The sequence below is a fragment of the Bradyrhizobium erythrophlei genome, from assembly GCF_900129425.1.
Taxonomy (GTDB): Bacteria; Pseudomonadota; Alphaproteobacteria; order Rhizobiales; family Xanthobacteraceae; genus Bradyrhizobium; species Bradyrhizobium erythrophlei_C.
In genome coordinates this window covers 749,754-770,157 of sequence record NZ_LT670817.1, presented here as the reverse complement: position 1 = coordinate 770,157, position 20,404 = coordinate 749,754, and the positions used below count along the sequence as shown (strand labels likewise).

21 protein-coding genes are annotated in these 20,404 nt (G+C 62.3%); 7 read left to right on the top strand and 14 right to left on the bottom strand.

The window, feature by feature from the left end:
* Positions 1-145 precede the first annotated feature (145 nt).
* On the top strand, positions 146-460 hold the full coding sequence (gene rpsU, locus B5527_RS03745; protein ID WP_079600077.1) for a 30S ribosomal protein S21: 315 nt from the start codon (positions 146-148) through the stop codon (positions 458-460).
* Positions 461-642: 182 nt separating this feature from the next.
* Complete coding sequence (locus B5527_RS03740; protein ID WP_245332490.1) at positions 643-1,239, top strand: tetratricopeptide repeat protein; 597 nt, start codon at positions 643-645, stop codon at positions 1,237-1,239.
* 28 nt (positions 1,240-1,267) lie between these two features.
* On the opposite strand, the gene B5527_RS03735 is transcribed toward B5527_RS03740, so the two are convergent.
* The 11 genes from B5527_RS03735 to B5527_RS03685 form a co-directional block, all read right to left on the bottom strand.
* Positions 1,268-2,209 (bottom strand): hypothetical protein, encoded by a 942-nt coding sequence (locus B5527_RS03735; protein WP_079600075.1) that lies wholly within the window; start codon positions 2,207-2,209, stop codon positions 1,268-1,270.
* Positions 2,210-2,300: 91 nt separating this feature from the next.
* A complete protein-coding gene (locus B5527_RS03730) occupies positions 2,301-2,585 on the bottom strand; it encodes a cupin domain-containing protein (RefSeq protein ID WP_079607044.1) in 285 nt (94 codons plus the stop codon).
* Positions 2,586-2,605: 20 nt separating this feature from the next.
* The gene (locus tag B5527_RS03725; RefSeq protein ID WP_079600074.1) at positions 2,606-3,703 is read right to left on the bottom strand and encodes a calcium:proton antiporter; all 1,098 of its coding nucleotides are present in this window, start codon (positions 3,701-3,703) and stop codon (positions 2,606-2,608) included.
* Positions 3,704-3,757: 54 nt separating this feature from the next.
* Positions 3,758-4,564, bottom strand: coding sequence for an alpha/beta hydrolase (locus B5527_RS03720; protein ID WP_079600073.1), 807 nt, complete (start codon positions 4,562-4,564; stop codon positions 3,758-3,760).
* A gap of 18 nt (positions 4,565-4,582) precedes the next feature.
* Positions 4,583-5,983, bottom strand: a complete 1,401-nt coding sequence (locus tag B5527_RS03715) for an NAD(P)(+) transhydrogenase (Re/Si-specific) subunit beta (protein WP_079600072.1) — start codon at positions 5,981-5,983, stop codon at positions 4,583-4,585.
* Positions 5,984-6,128: 145 nt separating this feature from the next.
* Complete coding sequence (locus tag B5527_RS03710) at positions 6,129-6,446, bottom strand: proton-translocating transhydrogenase family protein (RefSeq protein WP_079600071.1); 318 nt, start codon at positions 6,444-6,446, stop codon at positions 6,129-6,131.
* Between the two features lie 11 nt (positions 6,447-6,457).
* Positions 6,458-7,585 (bottom strand): Re/Si-specific NAD(P)(+) transhydrogenase subunit alpha, encoded by a 1,128-nt coding sequence (locus B5527_RS03705; protein WP_079600070.1) that lies wholly within the window; start codon positions 7,583-7,585, stop codon positions 6,458-6,460.
* Positions 7,586-7,726: 141 nt separating this feature from the next.
* Positions 7,727-7,879 (bottom strand): aa3-type cytochrome c oxidase subunit IV, encoded by a 153-nt coding sequence (locus tag B5527_RS03700; RefSeq protein ID WP_079600069.1) that lies wholly within the window; start codon positions 7,877-7,879, stop codon positions 7,727-7,729.
* Between the two features lie 108 nt (positions 7,880-7,987).
* The gene (locus tag B5527_RS03695; RefSeq protein WP_079600068.1) at positions 7,988-8,386 is read right to left on the bottom strand and encodes a type II toxin-antitoxin system death-on-curing family toxin; all 399 of its coding nucleotides are present in this window, start codon (positions 8,384-8,386) and stop codon (positions 7,988-7,990) included.
* A gap of 12 nt (positions 8,387-8,398) precedes the next feature.
* Positions 8,399-8,623 carry an AbrB family transcriptional regulator gene (locus B5527_RS03690; protein WP_079607043.1) on the bottom strand — a complete coding sequence of 75 codons (225 nt, stop codon included), beginning with the start codon at positions 8,621-8,623 and terminating at the stop codon, positions 8,399-8,401.
* Between the two features lie 93 nt (positions 8,624-8,716).
* Positions 8,717-10,576, bottom strand: coding sequence for a M3 family oligoendopeptidase (locus B5527_RS03685; RefSeq protein WP_079600067.1), 1,860 nt, complete (start codon positions 10,574-10,576; stop codon positions 8,717-8,719).
* A gap of 146 nt (positions 10,577-10,722) precedes the next feature.
* Here B5527_RS03685 and B5527_RS03680 point away from each other — a divergent pair, with 146 nt between their 5' ends.
* From B5527_RS03680 to B5527_RS03670, 3 genes are all read left to right on the top strand, one after another.
* A complete protein-coding gene (locus B5527_RS03680; protein ID WP_079600066.1) occupies positions 10,723-12,246 on the top strand; it encodes a sigma-54-dependent transcriptional regulator in 1,524 nt (507 codons plus the stop codon).
* Positions 12,247-12,651: 405 nt separating this feature from the next.
* Complete coding sequence (locus tag B5527_RS03675) at positions 12,652-14,805, top strand: L,D-transpeptidase family protein (RefSeq protein WP_079600065.1); 2,154 nt, start codon at positions 12,652-12,654, stop codon at positions 14,803-14,805.
* Positions 14,806-15,067: 262 nt separating this feature from the next.
* A complete protein-coding gene (locus B5527_RS03670) occupies positions 15,068-16,654 on the top strand; it encodes a DUF882 domain-containing protein (protein WP_079600064.1) in 1,587 nt (528 codons plus the stop codon).
* Between the two features lie 123 nt (positions 16,655-16,777).
* Here B5527_RS03670 and B5527_RS03665 read toward each other — a convergent pair whose 3' ends face one another.
* Together B5527_RS03665 and B5527_RS03660 are read right to left on the bottom strand one after the other, a co-directional pair.
* Complete coding sequence (locus B5527_RS03665) at positions 16,778-17,050, bottom strand: DUF2312 domain-containing protein (RefSeq protein ID WP_079600063.1); 273 nt, start codon at positions 17,048-17,050, stop codon at positions 16,778-16,780.
* 291 nt (positions 17,051-17,341) lie between these two features.
* Positions 17,342-17,644 (bottom strand): DUF1244 domain-containing protein, encoded by a 303-nt coding sequence (locus B5527_RS03660; RefSeq protein WP_079607042.1) that lies wholly within the window; start codon positions 17,642-17,644, stop codon positions 17,342-17,344.
* Between the two features lie 240 nt (positions 17,645-17,884).
* Between B5527_RS03660 and B5527_RS03655 the strand changes: the two genes are divergently transcribed.
* Positions 17,885-18,463, top strand: a complete 579-nt coding sequence (locus B5527_RS03655; protein WP_425305060.1) for a DUF1036 domain-containing protein — start codon at positions 17,885-17,887, stop codon at positions 18,461-18,463.
* A complete protein-coding gene (pyk, locus tag B5527_RS03650) occupies positions 18,460-19,896 on the top strand; it encodes a pyruvate kinase (RefSeq protein WP_079600061.1) in 1,437 nt (478 codons plus the stop codon). Before B5527_RS03655 ends, pyk begins: the two co-directional genes overlap by 4 nt.
* Before the next feature lie 59 nt (positions 19,897-19,955).
* Here pyk and B5527_RS03645 read toward each other — a convergent pair whose 3' ends face one another.
* Positions 19,956-20,381: an OsmC family protein gene (locus tag B5527_RS03645; RefSeq protein WP_079600060.1), complete on the bottom strand. Its 426-nt coding sequence runs from the start codon at positions 20,379-20,381 to the stop codon at positions 19,956-19,958.
* Between the last annotated feature and the right edge of the window lie 23 nt (positions 20,382-20,404).

The following is a 20,404-nucleotide window of genomic DNA, read 5'->3' as shown; positions in this document are numbered from 1 at the left end:
GCAAAAGCTGCGCAATCGCTCTTTCGTCGGTAGACATTCCCGGTTCGATCTGATACATCCGCGCCCTTGAGGTTAAGGGCTTGGCCTTTTGCCAGCCCTTTGCTTTATCAGAATTCCATTCCGATCAATTGAAAGAGGATGCCGCGTGCAGGTTCTCGTTCGCGATAACAATGTCGATCAAGCCCTCAAGGCGCTGAAGAAAAAGATGCAGCGCGAGGGGATTTTCCGCGAGATGAAGCTCCGCGGCCATTATGAAAAGCCCTCCGAGAAAAAGGCCCGTGAAAAGGCGGAAGCCGTGCGCCGCGCACGCAAGCTCGCCCGCAAGAAGCTGCAGCGTGAAGGCCTGCTGCCGATGAAGCCGAAGCCGGTGTTTGGCGCCGGTCCGGGCGCTGAGCGCGGTGGCGCCGGCGGCCGCGGCGGTCCAGGCGCCGGTCCACGCGGCGGCGGCGGCATGCGCTGATCAACCGTTCTGCGGATTTGAATTCGATAACGCGGGCTTGAGCCCGCGTTATTTTTTTGAACGATGCATTTTGGAACGCAGCAGGGTACCAATCTGCGTAAGCGCGCGAGTGTTCCGCATCTATGGCCCTTCCGGTTTCCTACCCGCTTTCCGGAGCTTTGCGTTTTTGTCCGCGCGCGTCGGTGCCGCTCACGTTGGTCGCGATCGCACTCTGCGGCTGTTCGATCAATCTGGGATCGCTATCATCGGAAGCCGATCATCAAGTGCCTCCGCAGGCGGTTCCATCCGGAACCGAGGCCAGCGAAGCCCAAACCATCACGGCGAGTGGCGAGGCGTTGGTACGATCCGGAAAAAACGAGGAAGCCCTGGCCGAGTTCAACAAGGCGATCGCGCTCGACCCCAATAACGCTCAGGCGTTATACAATCGCGGCCCGCTCTATCAGAGCGATCAGCAGCACCAATCGGCGATCGACGACTTCACCGCCACAAATGGCCTGACGCCGCAGCGCGCCGAACCGTTGCTGGCCCGCGCCATCAGTTATCTCGCGCTCGACAAGGCCAAAGAAGCCGCCAGCGATCTCGACGAGGCGGTGCAGTCCGACCCTCAGAACGCACAGATCTGGACAACCCGGGGGCTGGCCTATGAACGCCTCGGCGACAAGACCAAGGCCGCCGGTTCCTATGCCCGGGCCATCAACATCCGGCCCAAGGACGAAGCCGCCCGCAGCGGCTTTGCCCGCGTCGGCGGCAAGCCCGGCCAGAGCTACGATACGTTCTGAGCCGCTTTGCTGAGTCTATTTCGCCGAGCTATTTCGGCAATACCGCGTGAAACACCGATTTCGCCGCCAAGAGCATGTCCTCGGCAACCGTCGTGTGCTCTCGACTCGGCGGTGGTTCCGCCGCCTCGGCCCGCAGATCGAGCGGCTGCGAGTCCGGGATATCGGCCGGCGGCGTCGGGCGCCGCGGATCGCCGATCCCCGCAGCGGCTGGATACGGCGGCTTCATCGGTGACGAGTCGGCCGGCGGATAGAGCGCCTCGGCTGCGGGCGTCGAAACCATGATCGGCGGCGGAAGCGGCCGGATCTGCGGCGCTGCCACGACCGGCGCTGACACGACACGGGATGCTTCCGGGACCCGGGCCGGATCCGGCGTCCGGGCAGCTTCCTGCGATCTCGACGATCCCTCGCCGCGCAGGCGCTCGATCGCCGCGCGCGCCAGATCGTTGGCGTCGCGGTGTTCTTCCGGAGCGATCGCGGCCTCCACCGGCGGGGTGGCATTTGGCGCGGCGATGACCGGCACGGCAACCGGGGTAGCGGGCTGCACTGGCGCCGGGACGGCCTTGGCGATCGCCTTTTCGCGCGGCGCGGGCTGATGCCGCCGGGTCTCCACGGGAATGCTCGCGGTCTCCGCCGGTTTCTCGGCGGACTTCTCTACCGATTTCTCCTGAGATTTTTCCAGCGGTTTTTCTTGAGATTTTTCTTGAGATTTTTCTTGGGGCTTCTCAACGGCCGATTTCTCGAAGATAGCCTTTTCAGAGATGCCTTTCGCCCGGACGCCTGACTCGGGGATGTTGGCGACCTCGTTCCTGGTCTCGGCCTTCTTGGGGGAGACCGCCGACACCGCGGCAGCGGGCGGGGCCTCCGCTGCGGGCTTGGCGACGATGTAATGATTGACGATGTAGGCCCCGATGATGGTAGCGGCCACCGACGGCAATATATCCATCGCAAATTTCGAGACGTATTTCAGCATCCTGCAACTCCCCGCCCCGATTTGATGCGGAAACTTTGAGGCACATTGAGGGATCAACTGCGACGGATCGATGGCAATCGGTAACCGGAAATTACGGTTTCAACTCCACTTCCAGGAACACGATTTCAATGGCTGTCTCGTTGAGCACGTCATGTTCCACCCCGGCCTTGCGGAAGTAGGATTTGCCAAGCCCGAGCTGGGCTTTGGACCTTTCCCCGTTGGGCGCCACGATGGTCATTTCGCCCGAGGTCACGGGAACAATGACATAGTCCATTTCGTGAATGTGGTGGCCGGTGGCGCTGCCCGGCGCCAGCCGCCACTCGGTGACGCGGACTTCCGGCGTATCGACCTGAACATCTGATTTGGCGCTTAGCATCGTCGGTTTCTCCAATCCGTTCATGGCACGAACACCAGAAACACGAATACGGCAAATACCACGAGATGGACCAGCCCGAACAGGATGTTGGTACGGCCGGTGCCGAAGGTGAGCATGCTCAGGATGAACGTCAGCACCAGGAGCACCATCTCCTGGGTATCGAGCCCAAGCACCAGTTGTTTATCCAACGCGTAAGCCGCTACCGCGACCGCCGGAATCGTCAGCCCGATCGTGGCAAGCGACGAGCCGAGCGCCAGATTGATGCTTTTCTGCAGATCGTTCCTGCGCGCAGCAGTAACGGCGGCGACGCTTTCCGGCAGCAGGATCAAGAGCGCGACCAGGACGCCGGCGAACGCCGGCGGGGCACCGATCGACGCGATCGTGAAATCGACCACGAGCGAGAATTTTTTCGCCAGCAGCACAACGGCGAGCAGCGAGACCAGGAGCAGGACGATGCTTAAGCCGAGCATCCGGTTCGACGTGGACATCCCGTCTTTCCCGGCGCCGGCGGCATTGCTGATGAAATAATCCCGGTGCAGGAAGGTCTGGGTATACAGAAACACGCCATAGAGGATGAGGGTGACGACACTGACGAAGCCCAGTTGACTCGCCGAGTAGACCGGTCCCGGCGTGGTCAGCGTATAGTTCGGCATGATCAGCGTGATGGTCGCCAGCACAAACAGCACGCTCAGATAAAGGCTGGACCCGGTGATCTGGAAATCCTGCTCGCGGTGGCGCAAGCCGCCGGTCAGGATACAGATGCCGACCAAACCGTTGCAGACGATCATCATCACGGCAAATACAGTGTCGCGCGCTAGTGTGGGCACTGGCTTTTCACCGAGCATGATGGCCGCGATCAGCGCCACCTCGATGATGGTGACTGCCAACGTCAGCAGCAGCGTGCCGTAGGGCTCGCCGATCCGCTCGGCGATCACCTCGGCATGGTGGACGGCCGCGAATACCGTGCCGAACAGGACGACCAGCAGCGCCACCGCGAACACCAGCCCCGCGACCGACGGCGTGAACGTGAAACCTGCGCCGGTGGCGGTTGCAAACAACAAAGCGGACAATAACGGGAAAATCCACGCCGATCGCGGCATCGGGCCGTGCGAACTCATATGGTCATATCCTTGGAATCCGGGAATCGACTATGGAGCAAACAACAGCTGCCGTCAGCCCTTCGCAGCCGCGATGAAATGCCGGGCCGTTTCAATCGCACCATATGCATCCAGATCGTCGTGGCCGCCTTCGGGAAACCGTACGAATTGTTTCGGCTCACGGGCCAGCGCGAATAATCTCTCGCCAAGGGCGATCGAAATAACGGGATCTCTCCCGCCATGCATAATCAGGAGGGGAGCGGTGACACGTGCGATCCGCTGGTCGGAGCGAAACTGGTCCCGCATCAGCCAGCGTACCGGCACGAATCGAAACCGCGCGGCGGCAACGTCCGCGGTCGAGGTGTAGGGCGCTTCCAGTATCAGCTTCCCGACCGGTTGATCGGCCACCAGCGCCACCGCAACCCCGGTCCCGAGGGAGAAGCCCCAGACCACGATCCGGCTCGCGCCGTATTTCGCGGCGGTGAAGGCATAGGCCGCGGCGGCATCCAGGAGCAGCCCCCGCTCGCTTGGCTGTCCGCTTGATCCGGCATAACCCCGGTAGGACAAAGCGACGAGGCCGGTGCCATCGGAGGTCATGCTCCGAAGACGGCTGACGCGGCCGGCGAGAAAATCCCCATTGCCGGGGAAGTAAATCACAACGGCATGGCCGGGCTTTGCCGGCACATGCCAGACAATGACCTTCTCGCCGTCCGCCGTGGTCAGAATATGTTCTTCAGCCTCGGGAAAGCCGGCCGCTTCGGGAGTTGTGCGCTCCGTTTGCGGGATGGGAAAGATGTACGACCGCTGCACGAGAAACAGGACGACAAGACCACCGACATAGCCGACCGATACGAGAACGACGAGCCATTTCAGGACGGTCATGATCTCTCGAAAATACCCTCACAGCGCCTTGACGATGTTCTCGGTCATCTTCTTGGCGTCGCCGAGCAGCATCATCGTGTTGTCGCGGTAGAACAAGGGATTGTCGATGCCGGCATAGCCTGACGCCAGCGAGCGCTTGATGAACATCACGGTGCCGGCCTTCCAGACCTGCAGCACCGGCATGCCGTAAATCGGCGATTTCGGATCGTCCTCGGCCGCCGGGTTGGTGACGTCGTTGGCGCCGATCACGAAGGCGACGTCGGCCTGGGCGAACTCCGAATTGATGTCCTCGAGTTCGAACACCTCGTCATAGGGCACGTTGGCTTCGGCGAGCAACACGTTCATGTGGCCGGGCATGCGGCCCGCTACCGGGTGAATCGCGTACTTGACCTCGACGCCTTCCTTCTTGAGGGTGTCAGCCATCTCCCGCAACGCGTGCTGCGCCTGCGCCACCGCCATGCCGTAGCCGGGCACGATGATGACTTTCTGCGCGTTCTTCATGATGAAGGCGGCATCGTCGGCAGAACCGAGTTTCACCGGGCGCGCCTCGCCGCCCGCACCCGCGCCCGCGGCGGCTGTTTCGCCGCCAAACCCGCCGAGGATGACCGAGATGAATGAACGGTTCATCGCATGGCACATGATGTAGGACAGGATCGCGCCGGACGAGCCCACCAGCGCGCCGGTGATGATCAGCGCCGAATTGCCCAGCGTGAATCCGATGCCGGCGGCAGCCCAGCCCGAATAGGAGTTCAGCATCGAGATCACGACCGGCATGTCGGCGCCGCCGATCGGGATGATCAGAAGCGCACCGAGCGCCAGCGCGATGATGACGATCAGCCAGAAGTCGAGCGCGCTGCCCGACATCACGAGGCCGACGATGAACACGACCAGCGCCAGGCCGAGCACAATGTTGATGACGTGGCGCGCCGGCAAAATGATCGGCGCGCCGCTCATGCGTCCCGACAGTTTTGCAAACGCAATGACCGATCCGGTGAATGTCAGCGCGCCGATAGCGACGCCGAGCGACATTTCAACCAGGCTCTGCGGATGGATGTTTCCGGGCGTGCCGATGTCGAAGGCCTCGGGCGCGTAGAACGCTCCGGCCGCGACCAGCACCGCCGCCATGCCGACCAGCGAGTGGAACGCCGCGACCAGTTCCGGCATCGACGTCATCGGCACCCGGCGTGCGATGACCGCGCCAATAGAACCGCCGATCGCGATGCCGAGAATGACCAGCACCCAGGCGACACCATCCGCCGGCGGATGCGATGCCAGCGTGGTCGCCACCGCGATCGCCATGCCGATCATGCCGAAGAAGTTGCCCTGACGGCTCGAGGCCGGGCTCGACAGCCCGCGCAGCGACAGGATGAACAGGACGCCGGCGACGAGATACAGGACCGCAGCGAGATTGGCGTTCATGAAGGAGCCCCATCCGTTGTCATCATCCGCGAAAGCGGATGACCCAGTATTCCGAAACAGTCGCGACTTACAAAACCGTCACGGCATACTAGGTGCCCCGCCTGCGCGGGGCATGACGATATCGATCCGAGAATCTCCATCTCGTTCACTTCTTTTTCTTCTGGTACATCGCGAGCATCCGCTGCGTCACCAGAAAGCCGCCGAAAATATTCACCGACGCGAAAATCAGCGCGACGAAGCCGAAGCCGCGGGCCCAGGCCCCGCCGCTGCCGATCATCTCGACGCCGACCGCGAGCAGCGCGCCGACCACGATCACGGAGGAGATCGCATTGGTCACCGACATCAGCGGCGTATGCAGCGCGGGGGTCACCGACCACACCACGAAATAGCCGACGAACACGGCGAGCACGAAAATCGACAGCCGGAACACGAAGGGATCGACGGCCTGCGCGATGTGATCCATGGCGACTCTCCTTAAGCTTTCGGCTGGAAGTTCGGATGAATGACGGCGCCGTCTTTGGTGAGCGCAGTGGCCTTGACCAGTTCGTCGTCCCACTTCACCGCCAGCGCCTTGGTCGATTTGTCGACCAGCGTCTCGATGAACGAATACAGGTTGCGCGCATAAAGGCTCGAGGCCGAGGCCGCGACTCGGCCGGCGACATTGGTGTAACCGACGATCTTGATGCCGCCGACATCGGCGACTTCGCCGGCTTTGGCGCCCTCGACATTGCCGCCGCGCTCGACCGCGAGATCGACCAGCACCGAGCCGGGCTTCATCGACTTCACCATGTCAGCGGTAACAAGGCGCGGCGCCGGCCGGCCCGGTATCAGCGCTGTGGTGATGATGATGTCCTGCTTCTTGATATGCTCGGCGGTCAGCGCGGCCTGCTTGGCCTGGTACTCTTTCGACATTTCCTTGGCATAGCCGCCGGCGGTTTCCGCCTGCTTGAACTCTTCGTCCTCGACCGCGAGGAATTTGGCGCCGAGACTTTCGACCTGCTCCTTGACCGCAGGCCGCACGTCGGTCGCGGTAACGACAGCGCCAAGCCGCCGCGCGGTCGCGATCGCCTGCAGCCCGGCGACGCCGACCCCCATCACGAACACCTTGGCCGCCGGGATGGTTCCGGCCGCGGTCATCATCATCGGAAAGGCGCGGCCGAAGGCTTCCGCGGCCTCGATCACCGCGCGGTAGCCGGCGAGATTGGCCTGGCTCGACAGCACGTCCATCACCTGGGCGCGGGTGATGCGCGGCATCAGTTCCATCGCAAACGCCGATATGCCGGCGTCCGCCATTGCCTTCAGCGCGGCGTCGTTGCCGTAGGGATCCATGATGGCGATCACCAGCGCGCCACGCCTGTAGTTGGCAAGCTCGCTGGCCTCGGGCCGCTTCACCTTGATGACAATGTCGGCATCTTTCAGCGCGTCGGCGCTGACAGTGGCGCCGGCCGCGATGAATTCCGTATCCGGCAGTCCCGACTTGACGCCCGCGCCCGGCTCGACCGCGATATCGACGCCCAGCGCCTTGTATTTTTTCACGATGTCGGGCGAGGCGGCGACCCGCGGCTCGGACGGGTCGATTTCCTTGGCAACGGCAATCTTCATGAGGCCTCCGGCGGCGCGAGGGTCGCGCGCGCGAGCAAACTAGCGCTTCTCCCGCAGAGATGGATACCGGTTTTAGCGACCGGACTGCGTGCATTTTTTTCTAAAATCGCGCCGCCGGCTGACGGCGCGGCCGCCGCTGCGTCAGGTCAGGAAAATCGCCAACATGGCAACGATGAAGATGACGGCGGCGGTGCCGTACTTCACCAGCATGATGAAGCCCTCATAGGTCTGCTCATGGGCCGGATAATCGTTACCGTCAGCGGTCGTGTAGGCCACTTCGTTATGTTCTGCCATCAGTCTCTCCGGACAATGTTCAACTCTCGCCGTGGAATTACCGCAAACCCGGCAGGAGGGCAACGGCGGCGCAGCGTTTGTTCACCCGCCGCGTCCTCGATTTGTGAGTTACTTGCGGAGTTCGGGCGGCCAATTGTCCCTGATCCAGCGGGTCAGGCTTTCCTCGCTGACCTCGCCGGCCGCCAGCGAGAGGATGATGGATGTCGACTGTGCAGGTTCAGGGCCGAAAACAACGCCGTTCTTGAGCAGAAAGACCATCATGGCCATGAAGGCGATGCGCTTGTTGCCATCGACAAAGGCGTGATTTTTCGCCAGCCCAAATGCATAGGCTGCCGCAAGCTCGGCCATGTCTGACTGTTCGCAACTGTTGATCGGACGTTCAAGCGCGGATAGCAGCATGCCTTCGTCACGCAAGCCCGGTGCTCCGCCGAAGCGACGTAGTTGGCGGCTGTGGATAGCAACGGCCTGATCATAAGTGATCCAGAGCGGCTCTTTCGGCTCGCTCATATGGTGCTCCACCTATTTTGCAAGCGCCGCGAGCGCGTCCCGGTACTTGTCCATAACCTGGTCCGCGATCTCCATGGTCTTCTCGAAGTCGGGATCGTAGGGCATGGCCTGAAATCCGCCTCCGGCGAGTTCGGTAATGTGCAGTTCCTGGCCCCGCTTGAGGTCGAGCCGCTGTATCAATTCACGAGGCAACAGGAGGCCATCGGAATTGCCGATCTTCCTGATTTCAATCTTCATGATCAGCTCCCCTCGCACAGCAACGCCAAAGGGCATGTTATACATGTGTATAACATGCCCTTTGGCGTTGTTCAACGTTTGTAATACAGAATTTTAGCCCATCCCCTCCAGCTCGTCGATCATACCAGCGATCACCGACAGCCCGCCGTCCCAGAATTTGGGGTCCCTGGCGTCCAGCCCAAACGGTTTGAGCAGTTCCGAATAATGCTTGGTGCCGCCGGCGGCCAGCATCGCCAAATAGCGCTCGGCGAAGCCGGTTTGCGCGTTTTCGTAGACCGCATAGAGCGAGTTCACCAGGCAATCGCCGAACGCATAGGCGTAGACGTAGAACGGCGAATGGATGAAGTGCGGGATGTACATCCAGAAATTCTCATAGCCGGGCCGGATATCGATCGCCGGGCCTAGGCTCTCGCCTTGCACGCTGAGCCAGATTTCGCCGATGCGCTCGGCGGTCAGTTCGCCGTTGCGCCGTTCGGTGTGAATGGCACGCTCGAACGTATAGAATGCGATCTGCCGTACCACCGTATTGATCATGTCCTCGACCTTGCCGGCGAGCAGCGCCTGGCGCTGCCTGGCGCTCGTGGTCTGCGCCAACAGCCGCTTGAAGGTCAGCATCTCACCGAACACGCTGGCGGTTTCCGCAAGCGTCAGCGGCGTCGGCGCCATCAGCGCGCCGTTCTTCGCCGCCAGCACCTGATGCACGCCGTGCCCGAGTTCATGGGCGAGCGTCATCACGTCGCGCGGTTTGCCCTGATAGTTCATCAGCACATAAGGGTGCGCCGACGGCGTGGTGGGGTGCGAGAAGGCGCCCGGCGCCTTGCCCGGCCGCACCGGCGCATCGATCCAGCGATCGGTGAAAAAACGCTCGGCAATACTGGCCATTTCCGGCGAGAATCCGCGGTAGGCCGTCAGCACCATGTTCTTGGCGTCAGGCCAGGCGATGCTGCCGGTGGCGGCGAACGGCAGCGGCGCATTGCGATCCCAATGCGCGAGTTTCTTCTTTTTGAACCAGCCCGCCTTGAGCCGATAATAGCGATGCGACAACCGCGGATAGGCCGCGCGAACCGAACTGACCAGCGCATCGACCACCTCGCGCTCGACCCGGTTGGCAAGATGGCGCGAATCCGCAACGTCCTGGAAACCGCGCCAGCGATCGGAGATTTCCTTGTCCTTGGCGAGCGTATTGGTGATGAGCGCAAAGGTCCGCTCGTTGGCCTTGAAGGTCTTTGCCAGCGCCTGCCCGGCCGCCTTGCGCTTTGCTGGCGCGCGGTCCTGCAGCAGGTTCAGCGTCGGCTCGATCGCCAGTTCTTTGCCAGCGAGCTTGAAGCGCAGGCCCGAGATGGTCTGGTCGAACAGCCGGTTCCAGGCGCTGTAACCGCTCTGAGATTTTTCGTGAAACAGCTGTTCGACGCGGTCCTCAAGCTGATAGGGCTTGTCCTTGCGCAGATCCTCGATCCACGGGCGATAGTGCCCGAGTTCCGGCGTCTGCATCGCGCGCCCGATGACTTCATCGTCGATGCGGTTGAGTTCCAGACCGAAGAACAACAAATGCACGGATGCGTTGTTCAGCCGTTCGGAGACGTCGCCGTAGAATTTGGAGATCGCCGGATCGACGCTGTCGCCGGCATGAACCAGACCGGCGTATGATCCGAGGCGCCCGGCGAGATCGTCGATCGCCTCATAGCGCCTGACCGCCTCGGCGAGCCATTGGCCGCCGCCCCCGCCCGGCGTCCGTTCCGCAAGCTTGCCCTTGTAGTCGGTCTCAAACGCGACGCATTCCGCATCCATCTTCTCAAGGTCGCGGGTGATTTCCGGCGCGTCGATACCGGAATAGAGATCGGCCAGGTTCCATTCCGGCAACTTCGGGGATCTGGTTTTGGCCACGGATTTCGCGGCGTTCGGTTTACGCTGAGGGGCCGGTTTACGGAGGGCGGATGAGGAGCGCGCATTCATCTTGTTCGAGCCTGTGTATGCGTTTTCAACCTGAATGGCTGCGACGACGGGGCGATGGCGGGACGTCAAGGTTTAAGAGGGCGTTAATCGGCATCGGCGAGAGTGCCCCGATTCGAGACAGATAGTTGTAACGCCCGAGGAAAGCCATGGCTGCCAGCATTTTGATTGCCGATGACGACGCTGTCGCACGACGCCTGGTCGAGAACATGGTGCAGAAATGCGGCTATGAGACCATCGTCGTCGACTCAGGCGACGCGGCAATCGCCAGGCTGACCGCGCTGGACGCGCCCGTCATCGATGCCGTGGTGCTCGACCTGGTCATGCCCGGCCTCGACGGCATGGGCGTGCTGGCCAAAATCCGCGAAGCCGGCCTCAACATCCCCGTCATCGTGCAGACCGCCCATGGCGGCATCGACAATGTGGTGTCGGCGATGCGCGCTGGGGCCCAGGATTTCGTGGTCAAGCCCGTCGGCATCGAGCGGCTGCAGGTGTCGCTGCGCAACGCGCTCAACGCCAGCGCGCTGAAAGGCGAGTTGCAGCGCATCCGCCACAGCCGCGAAGGCCGATTGACCTTTGCCGACATCATCACCCGCAGCGAGACCATGGCGGGGGTGCTGCGCATCGCGCAAAAGGCAGCGGCTTCGACGATTCCGGTGCTGATCGAAGGCGAATCCGGCGTCGGCAAGGAACTGTTCGCCCGCGCCATCCACGGCAGCGGCGAACGCAAATCGAAGCCGTTCGTGGCCGTCAATTGCGGCGCGATCCCGGATAATCTGGTGGAGTCGATCCTGTTCGGTCACGAGAAGGGCGCGTTTACCGGCGCCACCGAACGCCACACCGGCAAATTCGTCGAAGCCTCGGGCGGCACGCTATTTCTCGACGAGGTCAGCGAATTGCCGCTGGCGGCGCAAGTCAAACTGCTTCGCGCGCTGCAGGAAGGTGCGGTCGAGGCGGTGGGCGGGCGCAAGCCGGTGAAGGTCGACGTCCGCATCGTCTCCGCGACCAACCGCAAATTGCTGGACCGCGTCAAAAGCGGCCAGTTCCGCGAAGATCTGTTCTATCGCCTGCATGTGCTGCCGCTGACGATTCCGCCCTTGCGGATGCGCCGCGAAGACATTCCGCATCTGCTGCGGCACTTTCTGGCGAGGTTCTGCGCCGAAGAAAATCGTCTCATCACCGGCATCAGCGGCGAGGTGATGGCGCTGCTGTCGCAACTGGAATGGCCCGGCAATATCCGCCAGCTCGAAAACGCGGTGTACCGCGCGGTTGTGATGAGCGAAAGCGACCAGCTGGGACTGGCGGATTTTCCGCAGGCTACCGCGCAGTCGCCGGGGATATCGCCGGCCGTCTCGGTCGCACAACGCCATCACGGCGAACCGATGATCATAGGGCCCGCATTTCATTCGACCGCACCTCTGATCTCCGGTAATGAAGTACCTATCGTACCGCTGCCGTCGGCTGGAATGCTCACGATGCTGACAAGCGCGGGGGAAGTACGACCGCTCGAGGAGATGGAAACCGAAATCATCCGGTTCGCGATCGCCCATTATCGGGGGCAGATGTCCGAGGTGGCACGCCGATTGAAGATCGGCCGCTCGACGCTTTACCGCAAACTCGATGAAGCCTCGGCCGGCGATCAGGCCACCGGCGACGCAGACCCGGCGAGTTAAGACCAATGCCCGCTTGCGGCGCTCCAGGCCCTGGACCAAGAGGCCGAATACGTTGGTTTTTCCGGAATATTTGAACCGTTGCTTGCCGGTGACAGACAAACGGAAAAACGCGTGCCAAAAGCGCAATCCGTTGCAAGAGTGGTTCTTTGAAGTCAGTTTGTCGTGAGTTGCCTCGCGTGGCGCTGGCTGCCCAAGAGGGGCGCGTGTATCGTCTGCGTATGAATGGTTGCGTGCAGGCGTACCGAATTAGAGATTCGAGGCGTATTCAGTCGTGAAACAATGACCTTGACTGGACGTTGACTGAATGAGCTTCAGAACCAATCGAGCCGGCGCTTTAGCCAAAGCTGTGCGGACGATACCGAGAGCTGTTCCATGCCGGGGCAGTTTCGCGCAAGGGGTGCGACGATGCGTGACCGTTTGAAGAATCGTGCTGGATTTGACCGCGTGCTGATGGCCGTCGCGGCGACATTCCTCACGGTGTCCGCGACCTCGGCGCTGGCTCAGGCCGATCCGGCCAGCAACAGCGCGGCGGAACTCGCGATCGATGCCGCGATCCCGCGTCCTGAACCTGCGAATGTCCCGCCCCCGACCGTCAACGACTTCAAGCCGGACGCCACGGCCTCCGCGCCGGACACCGCGAAGTTGGATGCGGCGAAAGCTACGGACAGCAAACCGGCCGATGTCGCCACCGCTCCGGCTCACGACACCAGCAAGAGCGATACCGCGACCACCACACCCGCGCCGCCGCCGGCTGCGGCCTCCACGACGCCGGCCGCCGAGCCCGCCAAGGAAGCAACAACGCAACCGGCGGAAACCCAGCCGATCAAAGCTGCCAGCAACGTTCCGGCCGCCGATCAACCGGTCGCCGACAAACTGCGCGAGATGCTGGGCGCGAAATCGCTGCGCTATTTCGACCGCAAGGCCGAACGAACAGCGGTGGAGAAATTTTACACCGCCCGTGACTTTGCGCCGCTGTGGACCCAGGGCGGCACAGTGACCGAAAGCGGCAAAGGCGTCATCGCCCGCCTCAGGGATGCCGCATCCGACGGCTTGAACGCGGCCGACTATCCGGTGCCGGACTTTGCCGCGGCGACCAATCCCGACGCGCTTGCGGAAGCCGACCTGAAATTGACCGAGAGCATGCTGGATTATGCGCGCCAGGCGCAGAGCGGCCGGATGCACTATTCGCAGGTCTCGGGCGACATCCAATATCCGGAGCATCCGACCGATCCGTCCGAAGTGCTGGCCAACATCACCACCGCCAAGGACGCGTCCGCGGCTCTCGACAGCTACAATCCGCCGCAAAAGCTCTATCGCGAATTGAAGGCCAAGCTTGCCGAATTGCGCGGCCAGGGCGGCGGACCGGTGGTTCAGATCGCGGAAGGCCCTGCGCTCAGATTCGTGCCCGCGCGCGGCAAGAAGCAGCCGGCGGTCGCGAGCGAAGACCCGCGCGTGCCGCAACTGCGCGCCAAGCTCGGCATCTCCGAGAACGCCGACGACACCCATTACGACGCCAAGGTCGCCGAGGCCGTGCGCAAGTTCCAGGAGGGCGCCGAACTCAAGCCCACCGGCATCCTCGACGACAAGACCGTCAAGGCCATCAACAGCCCGAAGCGCGACAAGCAGATCGACACCGTGATCGTCAACATGGAGCGCTGGCGCTGGCTGCCGCGACAGCTCGGCGTCCCATCGATCGGCAACGCCTATGTCATTCTCAACATCCCGGACTATACGCTCAAGGTGATGCAGAACGGCGCGCAGGTCTGGACCACCAGGGTGGTTACCGGGCAGCCCGGCATTCATGCGACGCCGCTGCTGACGGAAACCATGAAATTCATCACGGTCAATCCGACCTGGAACGTGCCGCCCTCGATCATCTACAAGGAATATCTGCCGGCCTTGCAGCAGGATCCGACGGTGCTGCAGCGGATGGGACTGAAGCTCGAACGTGCGCGCGACGGCAGCATCCACATCTCGCAGCCTCCCGGCGACGCCAACGCGCTCGGCCGCATCCGTTTCAACTTTCCCAACAAATTCCTAGTCTATCAGCACGACACCCCGAACAAGGAACTGTTTGCCAAGAATGATCGCGCTTTCAGCCACGGCTGCATGCGGGTGCAGTATCCGGATCAATATGCCGCAACGCTCTTGAACATCACTGAACCCAACGCGCACTACACACCGGAAAAAATCCGCAGCATGTATGGCCAGAGCGAGGTCGATTTGAAATTCCCGACGCCGATTCCGGTCAACATCACCTATCAGACCGCGTTCGTCGACGATGCCGGCAAGCTGCAATTCCGCAAGGACGTCTACGGCCGGGATGCCATCATGCTGGCGCTGCTCAAGAACTCCAGAAACAAGGATCTGGAAAACGTGGTGGCGCATTCGCAGCCGAGCTACTCCCATCCGGTCGGCAATCTTCCCTCAGGCGTCAGCTTCGCCAGCGACTCCTCCGGCTATTCCGGACCGTCGTTCTTTGAACGGCTGTTCGGCGGGCCGACGCCCCCTCCCCCAGCTCCGGGCCGCCGCCAGCCGCGGGGGGTATACACCCGCTGATTGTTCACCATTTGCGGTGACCCTGGTCTGGATTCCATAGCTAATTCAAAGGCACCGCCTCGACAGCGGGGCCTTTCGCATTAACCACTCTCCACCTGGATTTAACCAGTGGGCTATTTTTCGCCACACTCAACGGGTTAGGTTATGGTTGACTTGGGGGGTGGGACTTAAATCTCGATTAACCCACCCAGCGTTAAGACTGCATTTACCCTCTTCCGCCACACGGGGTAGCGGAAGAGTCCTCGATCAGTCGTCCTCTTGGGTGGGCTCATTCGTGCTGGCTGGTTTCGCACGCCGATTCAACTCGCTATCGTTGCCGAGAGCCGGATGTCATTTCGGCCTGACAGCCTTGTTGCTCCTGATCGGAGCCGGATCGGTCCACGATGCGACCGCGCTGAATGAAACCCGCACCCTTTCATTCCACCACACCCATTCCAATGAAGATCTCACTGTCACCTTCAAGCGCGACGGGCGCTACGACGAAGAGGCGCTGAAGCAGCTCAATCATTATCTCCGCGACTGGCGCACCCAGGAACAGACCACGATGGATCGTCACCTGTTCGACATCCTCTGGGAGGTCTACCGCGACGTCGACGGCAAGAAGCCGATCCAGATCATTTCCTCGTACCGTTCTCCCGCCACCAACGCCATGCTTCGCCGCCGCTCTTCGGGGGTGGCGCGCTTCAGCCAGCATATGCTGGGCCACGCCATGGATTTTTTCATTCCGGACGTGCCGCTTGAGCAAATCCGCTTCGCCGGGCTTCGCCTGCAGCGTGGCGGCGTCGGATTCTATCCGACGTCGGGATCGCCTTTCGTCCATCTCGATACCGGCAGCATCCGTCATTGGCCGCGCATGACCCGAGAGCAACTGGTCCGCGTATTCCCGGATGGCCGCACCGTGCATGTTCCCTCCGACGGCACCCCGCTGAAGGGCTACGAACTGGCCCGCGCCGATATCGAAAAACGCGACAACGGCGACGGCGCCTTGACCAAGACGAGGCCGAGCCTGTTTGCCGCCTTGTTCAAAAGCAAATCGAACGACGACGAGGACGAAGGCTCGAGCGCTGCTTCTATCAGCGAAACGGCGGCTCCGATGGCCGCCGTCGCCACTGCAGTCAAATCTACCGAGCCGGTGCCGATGCCGCGCTCCAAGCCCGCGGCCGCCTCGACCTTCCAGCTGGCTTCCGCCGACGTCCAGATCGTCCAGCCCGCAAAATCCAGGCCGGACGAGCCGAAGCCGCAAACGCCGGCTGACATCATCAATGCCCGCGGCTTCTGGGGTGACGCCCCCGCAGCGGCGAAACAGGCAACGCCGGCGCAGGTCGCCGCCATCAGCGCCCGCCGGGCGCTAGCCTCCGCCGACCCGCAATCGACATCGAGTGTTTCCGCCGCGTTCGAGGCAATGGCCTACGCACCGGCACCCAATTCTCGGGTTGACCGCGCCAATATCGTCTCGGCCAGCGCGCCAATGCCCCATAGCATCCGGCCGGCATCGGCTCCGCGCAATCTGGCGGCCGCCACCACGATCGACACCGTCGCCGCCAAGGGTCCCCAGGGTCCGGGCAGCGTGGTTGCGACCTCGACGCGGATCGCTGCGTCCAAGGCAAACGATGCCTGGATGCGCGTCATGATGCTGGCGCCGAGCGCGAGCACGTCGATGTCCGCCACCGTGCTGGGCGATGCCGACATGACCCTGATGCGCGCGCATTTCGTCAAGCCGCAGGCCGCGATCGCGATGGGCTTCTCGGATGATCCGCAGATGGGACTTAGCTGCGACCGGTTTACCGGATCGTCCACTACGGCCTTGCCGACCCAATCGTTCGTGCTGCAGACCGCATCGTTGCGCTGAGTGCTTCACATCGTCATTGCCGGGCCTTGGACCCGGCAATCGATCTCTCTGTCCCACATATTGTTCTGAAGATTGATGGATACGCGGGTCAAGCCCGCGTATGACATCTTCACTTGATCGACCTCACAGCATTCCCAGCGCCTGCATGTAAGTCTCCAGGATGGTTTCCTGTTCGGCCCGCTCGTTGGCGTCCTGCTTGCGCAGGCGCACGATGGTGCGCAGCGCCTTGACGTCGTAGCCGTTGCCTTTGGCTTCGGCATAGACATCGCGGATATCGTCCGAAATCGTCTTCTTTTCTTCTTCCAGCCGCTCGATGCGCTCGACGATGGCCTTGAGCTGGTCTTTGGCGAATTTCGTCGCGGGCTCTTCCTGGACGGCGGCGGCAGAGGTGGCCATCGGGTACTCCTGAATGAACTGATGGTTGGAGGTTTGACGGGAACTGCCGCACGCTTGATCGCGAGGCGCATCCTTGAAATGACCCTCAAGAGTGCGGCGCCTTGCGTCAAGGCAACATCGCGCTCATCCACAGCGCGCCCACAGGAGAAAGATTTCCGTTCTCTCATCGTCATGCCCGGCCCCGTGCCGGGCATCCACGTCTTGACCGATTGACAGCAAGAAATGCGTGAATGTGCCCCACCATCACGGAGAAAGGACGGGAATGAGGAGGAGTAAGGAAAAGGAGAAGTCTCAATGCCCGCTATGGGACTTTTTCATCGCCCCGAGTTGCTCGGGACTGGCAGTCCCCTGAAAGGTCGACTTCCAGGTCTCGTAGGGCATGCCATAGACGGCCTCGCGGCTCTCGTCCTTGCTCATCGCGGCGCCCTTGGCGTCTGCCTCCTCCTTGAGCCAGTTGGACAGACAGTTGCGGCAGAAGCCGGCCAAATTCATCAGGTCGATGTTCTGGACGTCGGTGCGGGCCCGCAAATGCTCAATAAGGCGCCTGAAAACGGCGGCTTCGAGTTCCGTTCTGGTTTTGTCGTCAATCGTCATGACCATACTCTCGCCGTTTCACACCAGCTTATTTGGTATTAAGTGGGGGTTGTCACAGATTTTGCCACATCGCGGTGCAAACAGAGCGTCATGGGTGGGATTTCCGTCGCCCATGGTCTTAAATGCCCGCTTCCGCCATTGACAGTTCCCGCCGGGTTACGCGAAATCATCAAGGAATTGATATAGCTTCGCTAAATGATCCCAAACGATTCCCCTCACGCCAACCCCCTCGCTGCTCGCATGACCGCCGGTTTGATGCCGGCGCTCGTGGTTGCGGTCATGTGTTTGTGGAGCAGTTCGGCCGCGGCTGACTTTCGTCTCTGCAACAACACCTCAAGCCGGGTCGGGATTGCCCTGGGCTACAAGGATGCCGAGGGCTGGACCACCGAGGGCTGGTGGAACGTCTCCTCGCGCGCCTGCGAGACTCTGCTGCGCGGTACGCTTGTCGCACGGTTCTATTACATCTATGCGCTCGATTACGACCGCGGCGGCGAATGGTCAGGACAAGCCTTCATGTGCTCGCGCGACAAGGAATTCACCATCAAGGGCACCGAAAATTGTCTGGCGCGCGGTTTCGACCGCACCGGCTTCTTCGAGGTCGACACCGGAGAGCAGCGGGCCTGGACCGTGCAACTGACCGAATCCAATGAGCAGCCGGCGCAGCGTGTGCCGGGCATTCCGGGAACGGTTCCCCCGGGCGGGCCCCAAAACCTTCCGGGCGATTCGCCGGGAGCACCCGGCCTGCCCAATCCGTCGGGCGGGACGCCTCCGGGCGGGGCTGGTCTGCCGCCAGCCGCAGCGCCCGGAACCAAGCCATGAGACGCCTGCGCCGTATCAAGATTCTCGCAACGCTTGGCCCCGCCTCCTCCGACAGCGCGATGATCCGCCGCCTGTTCGAGGCCGGCGCCGACGTGTTCCGCATCAATATGAGCCATACCTCGCATGACAAGATGCGCGAACTGGTCAAGACCATTCGCAACGTCGAATCGAGTTACGGCCGGCCGATCGGCATTCTGGTCGACCTGCAAGGGCCGAAGCTGCGGCTGGGTTCATTCGCGGAAGGGTCGATCCAGCTCAACAACGGTGAGAGTTTTGTTCTCGATTCCGACAAGACGCCCGGTGACAATACCCGCGTTCAACTTCCGCATCCGGAAATCCTCGCCGCGCTCCGACCGGGTCACGCGCTGCTGCTCGACGACGGCAAGGTGCGCCTGATCGTCGAGGAAGCCGCGCCGGACCGCGCCGTCACTCGCGTCGTGATCGGCGGCCGGATGTCGGATCGCAAGGGCGTCAGCCTGCCCGATACCGATCTGCCGGTTTCCGCGATGACGCCGAAGGACCGCGCCGACCTTGAAGCGGCCCTGGTGACCGGTGTCGACTGGATCGCCCTGTCGTTCGTTCAGCGCGCCGAGGATGTCGTCGAGGCCAAGAAACTGATCCGCGGCCGTGCAGCGGTCATGTCCAAGATCGAAAAGCCGCAGGCGATCGACCGGCTCCCCGAAATCCTCGAAGCCTCCGACGCCCTGATGGTGGCGCGCGGCGATCTCGGCGTCGAGCTACCGCTGGAGCGGGTGCCGAGCCTGCAGAAGCAGATGACGCGGATGGCGCGGCGCGCCGGCAAGCCTGTGGTGGTCGCGACCCAGATGCTGGAATCGATGATCCAGGCACCGGTGCCGACGCGCGCCGAGGTCTCTGACGTCGCGACCGCGGTCTACGAAGGCGCCGACGCGATCATGCTGTCGGCGGAATCGGCCGCCGGCAAGTTTCCGGTCGAAGCGGTCTCGACCATGAATCGCATCGGCGAGGAAGTCGAGCGCGATCCGACCTATCGCGGCGTGCTCACCGCGCAGCGCGCCGAACCGGAGCCGACCGTCGGCGACGCCATCGCCGACGCCGCGAGGCAGATCGCCGAAACGCTCGATTTGTCGGCGATCATCTGCTGGACCAGTTCAGGATCGACCGCGCTGCGGGTCGCGCGCGAACGGCCGAAGCCGCCGGTGGTGGCGATCACGCCCAATCTCATCACCGGACGCAAACTGTCTGTGGTCTGGGGCGTGCATTGCGTGGTCGCCGAAGACGCAAAAGACCTGGACGACATGGTCGGCCGCGCCGGCTCCATCGCGTTTCGCGACGGCTTCGCCAAGGCCGGACAGCGCGTGATCATCGTCGCCGGCGTACCGCTCCGTGCTCCCGGCACCACTAATATGCTACGCATCGCCTCGGTCGGCCCCGACGGCGACGCGGAGAAATGAAATCTTGCATCGTCATTCCGGGGCGCGTCGAACACGCGAACCCGGAATGACACCAATGATCAGAGCAGCGTCGCGTCCAGCGTGATCTTGGTGTTCAACAGCTTGGACACCGGACATCCGGCCTTGGCCATCGCCGCCAGTTCCTCGAATTTCGCCTTGTCCGCGCCGGGAATCTTCGCCGTCAAGGTGAGATGCACGGAGGTGATGGCAAAACCATCGCCCTGCTTCTCAAGCGTGACGTCGGCCTTGGTTTCCATCTGCTCGGCGGTGAGCTTGGCTTCGCCCAATATCAGCGACAACGCCATAGTGAAGCAGGCGGAGTGCGCAGCCCCGATCAACTCTTCCGGGTTCGAGCCCGGCTTGCCCTCGAAGCGGCTGGCGAAGCCGTAAGGGTAATCCTTCAGCGCGCCGCTCTTGGTCGAGATAGCGCCTTTGCCGTCCTTGATACCGCCCTGCCATTTGGCTGAACCGAAAGTCGTTGGCATGTCTCGCTCCTTACTTCGCCGAT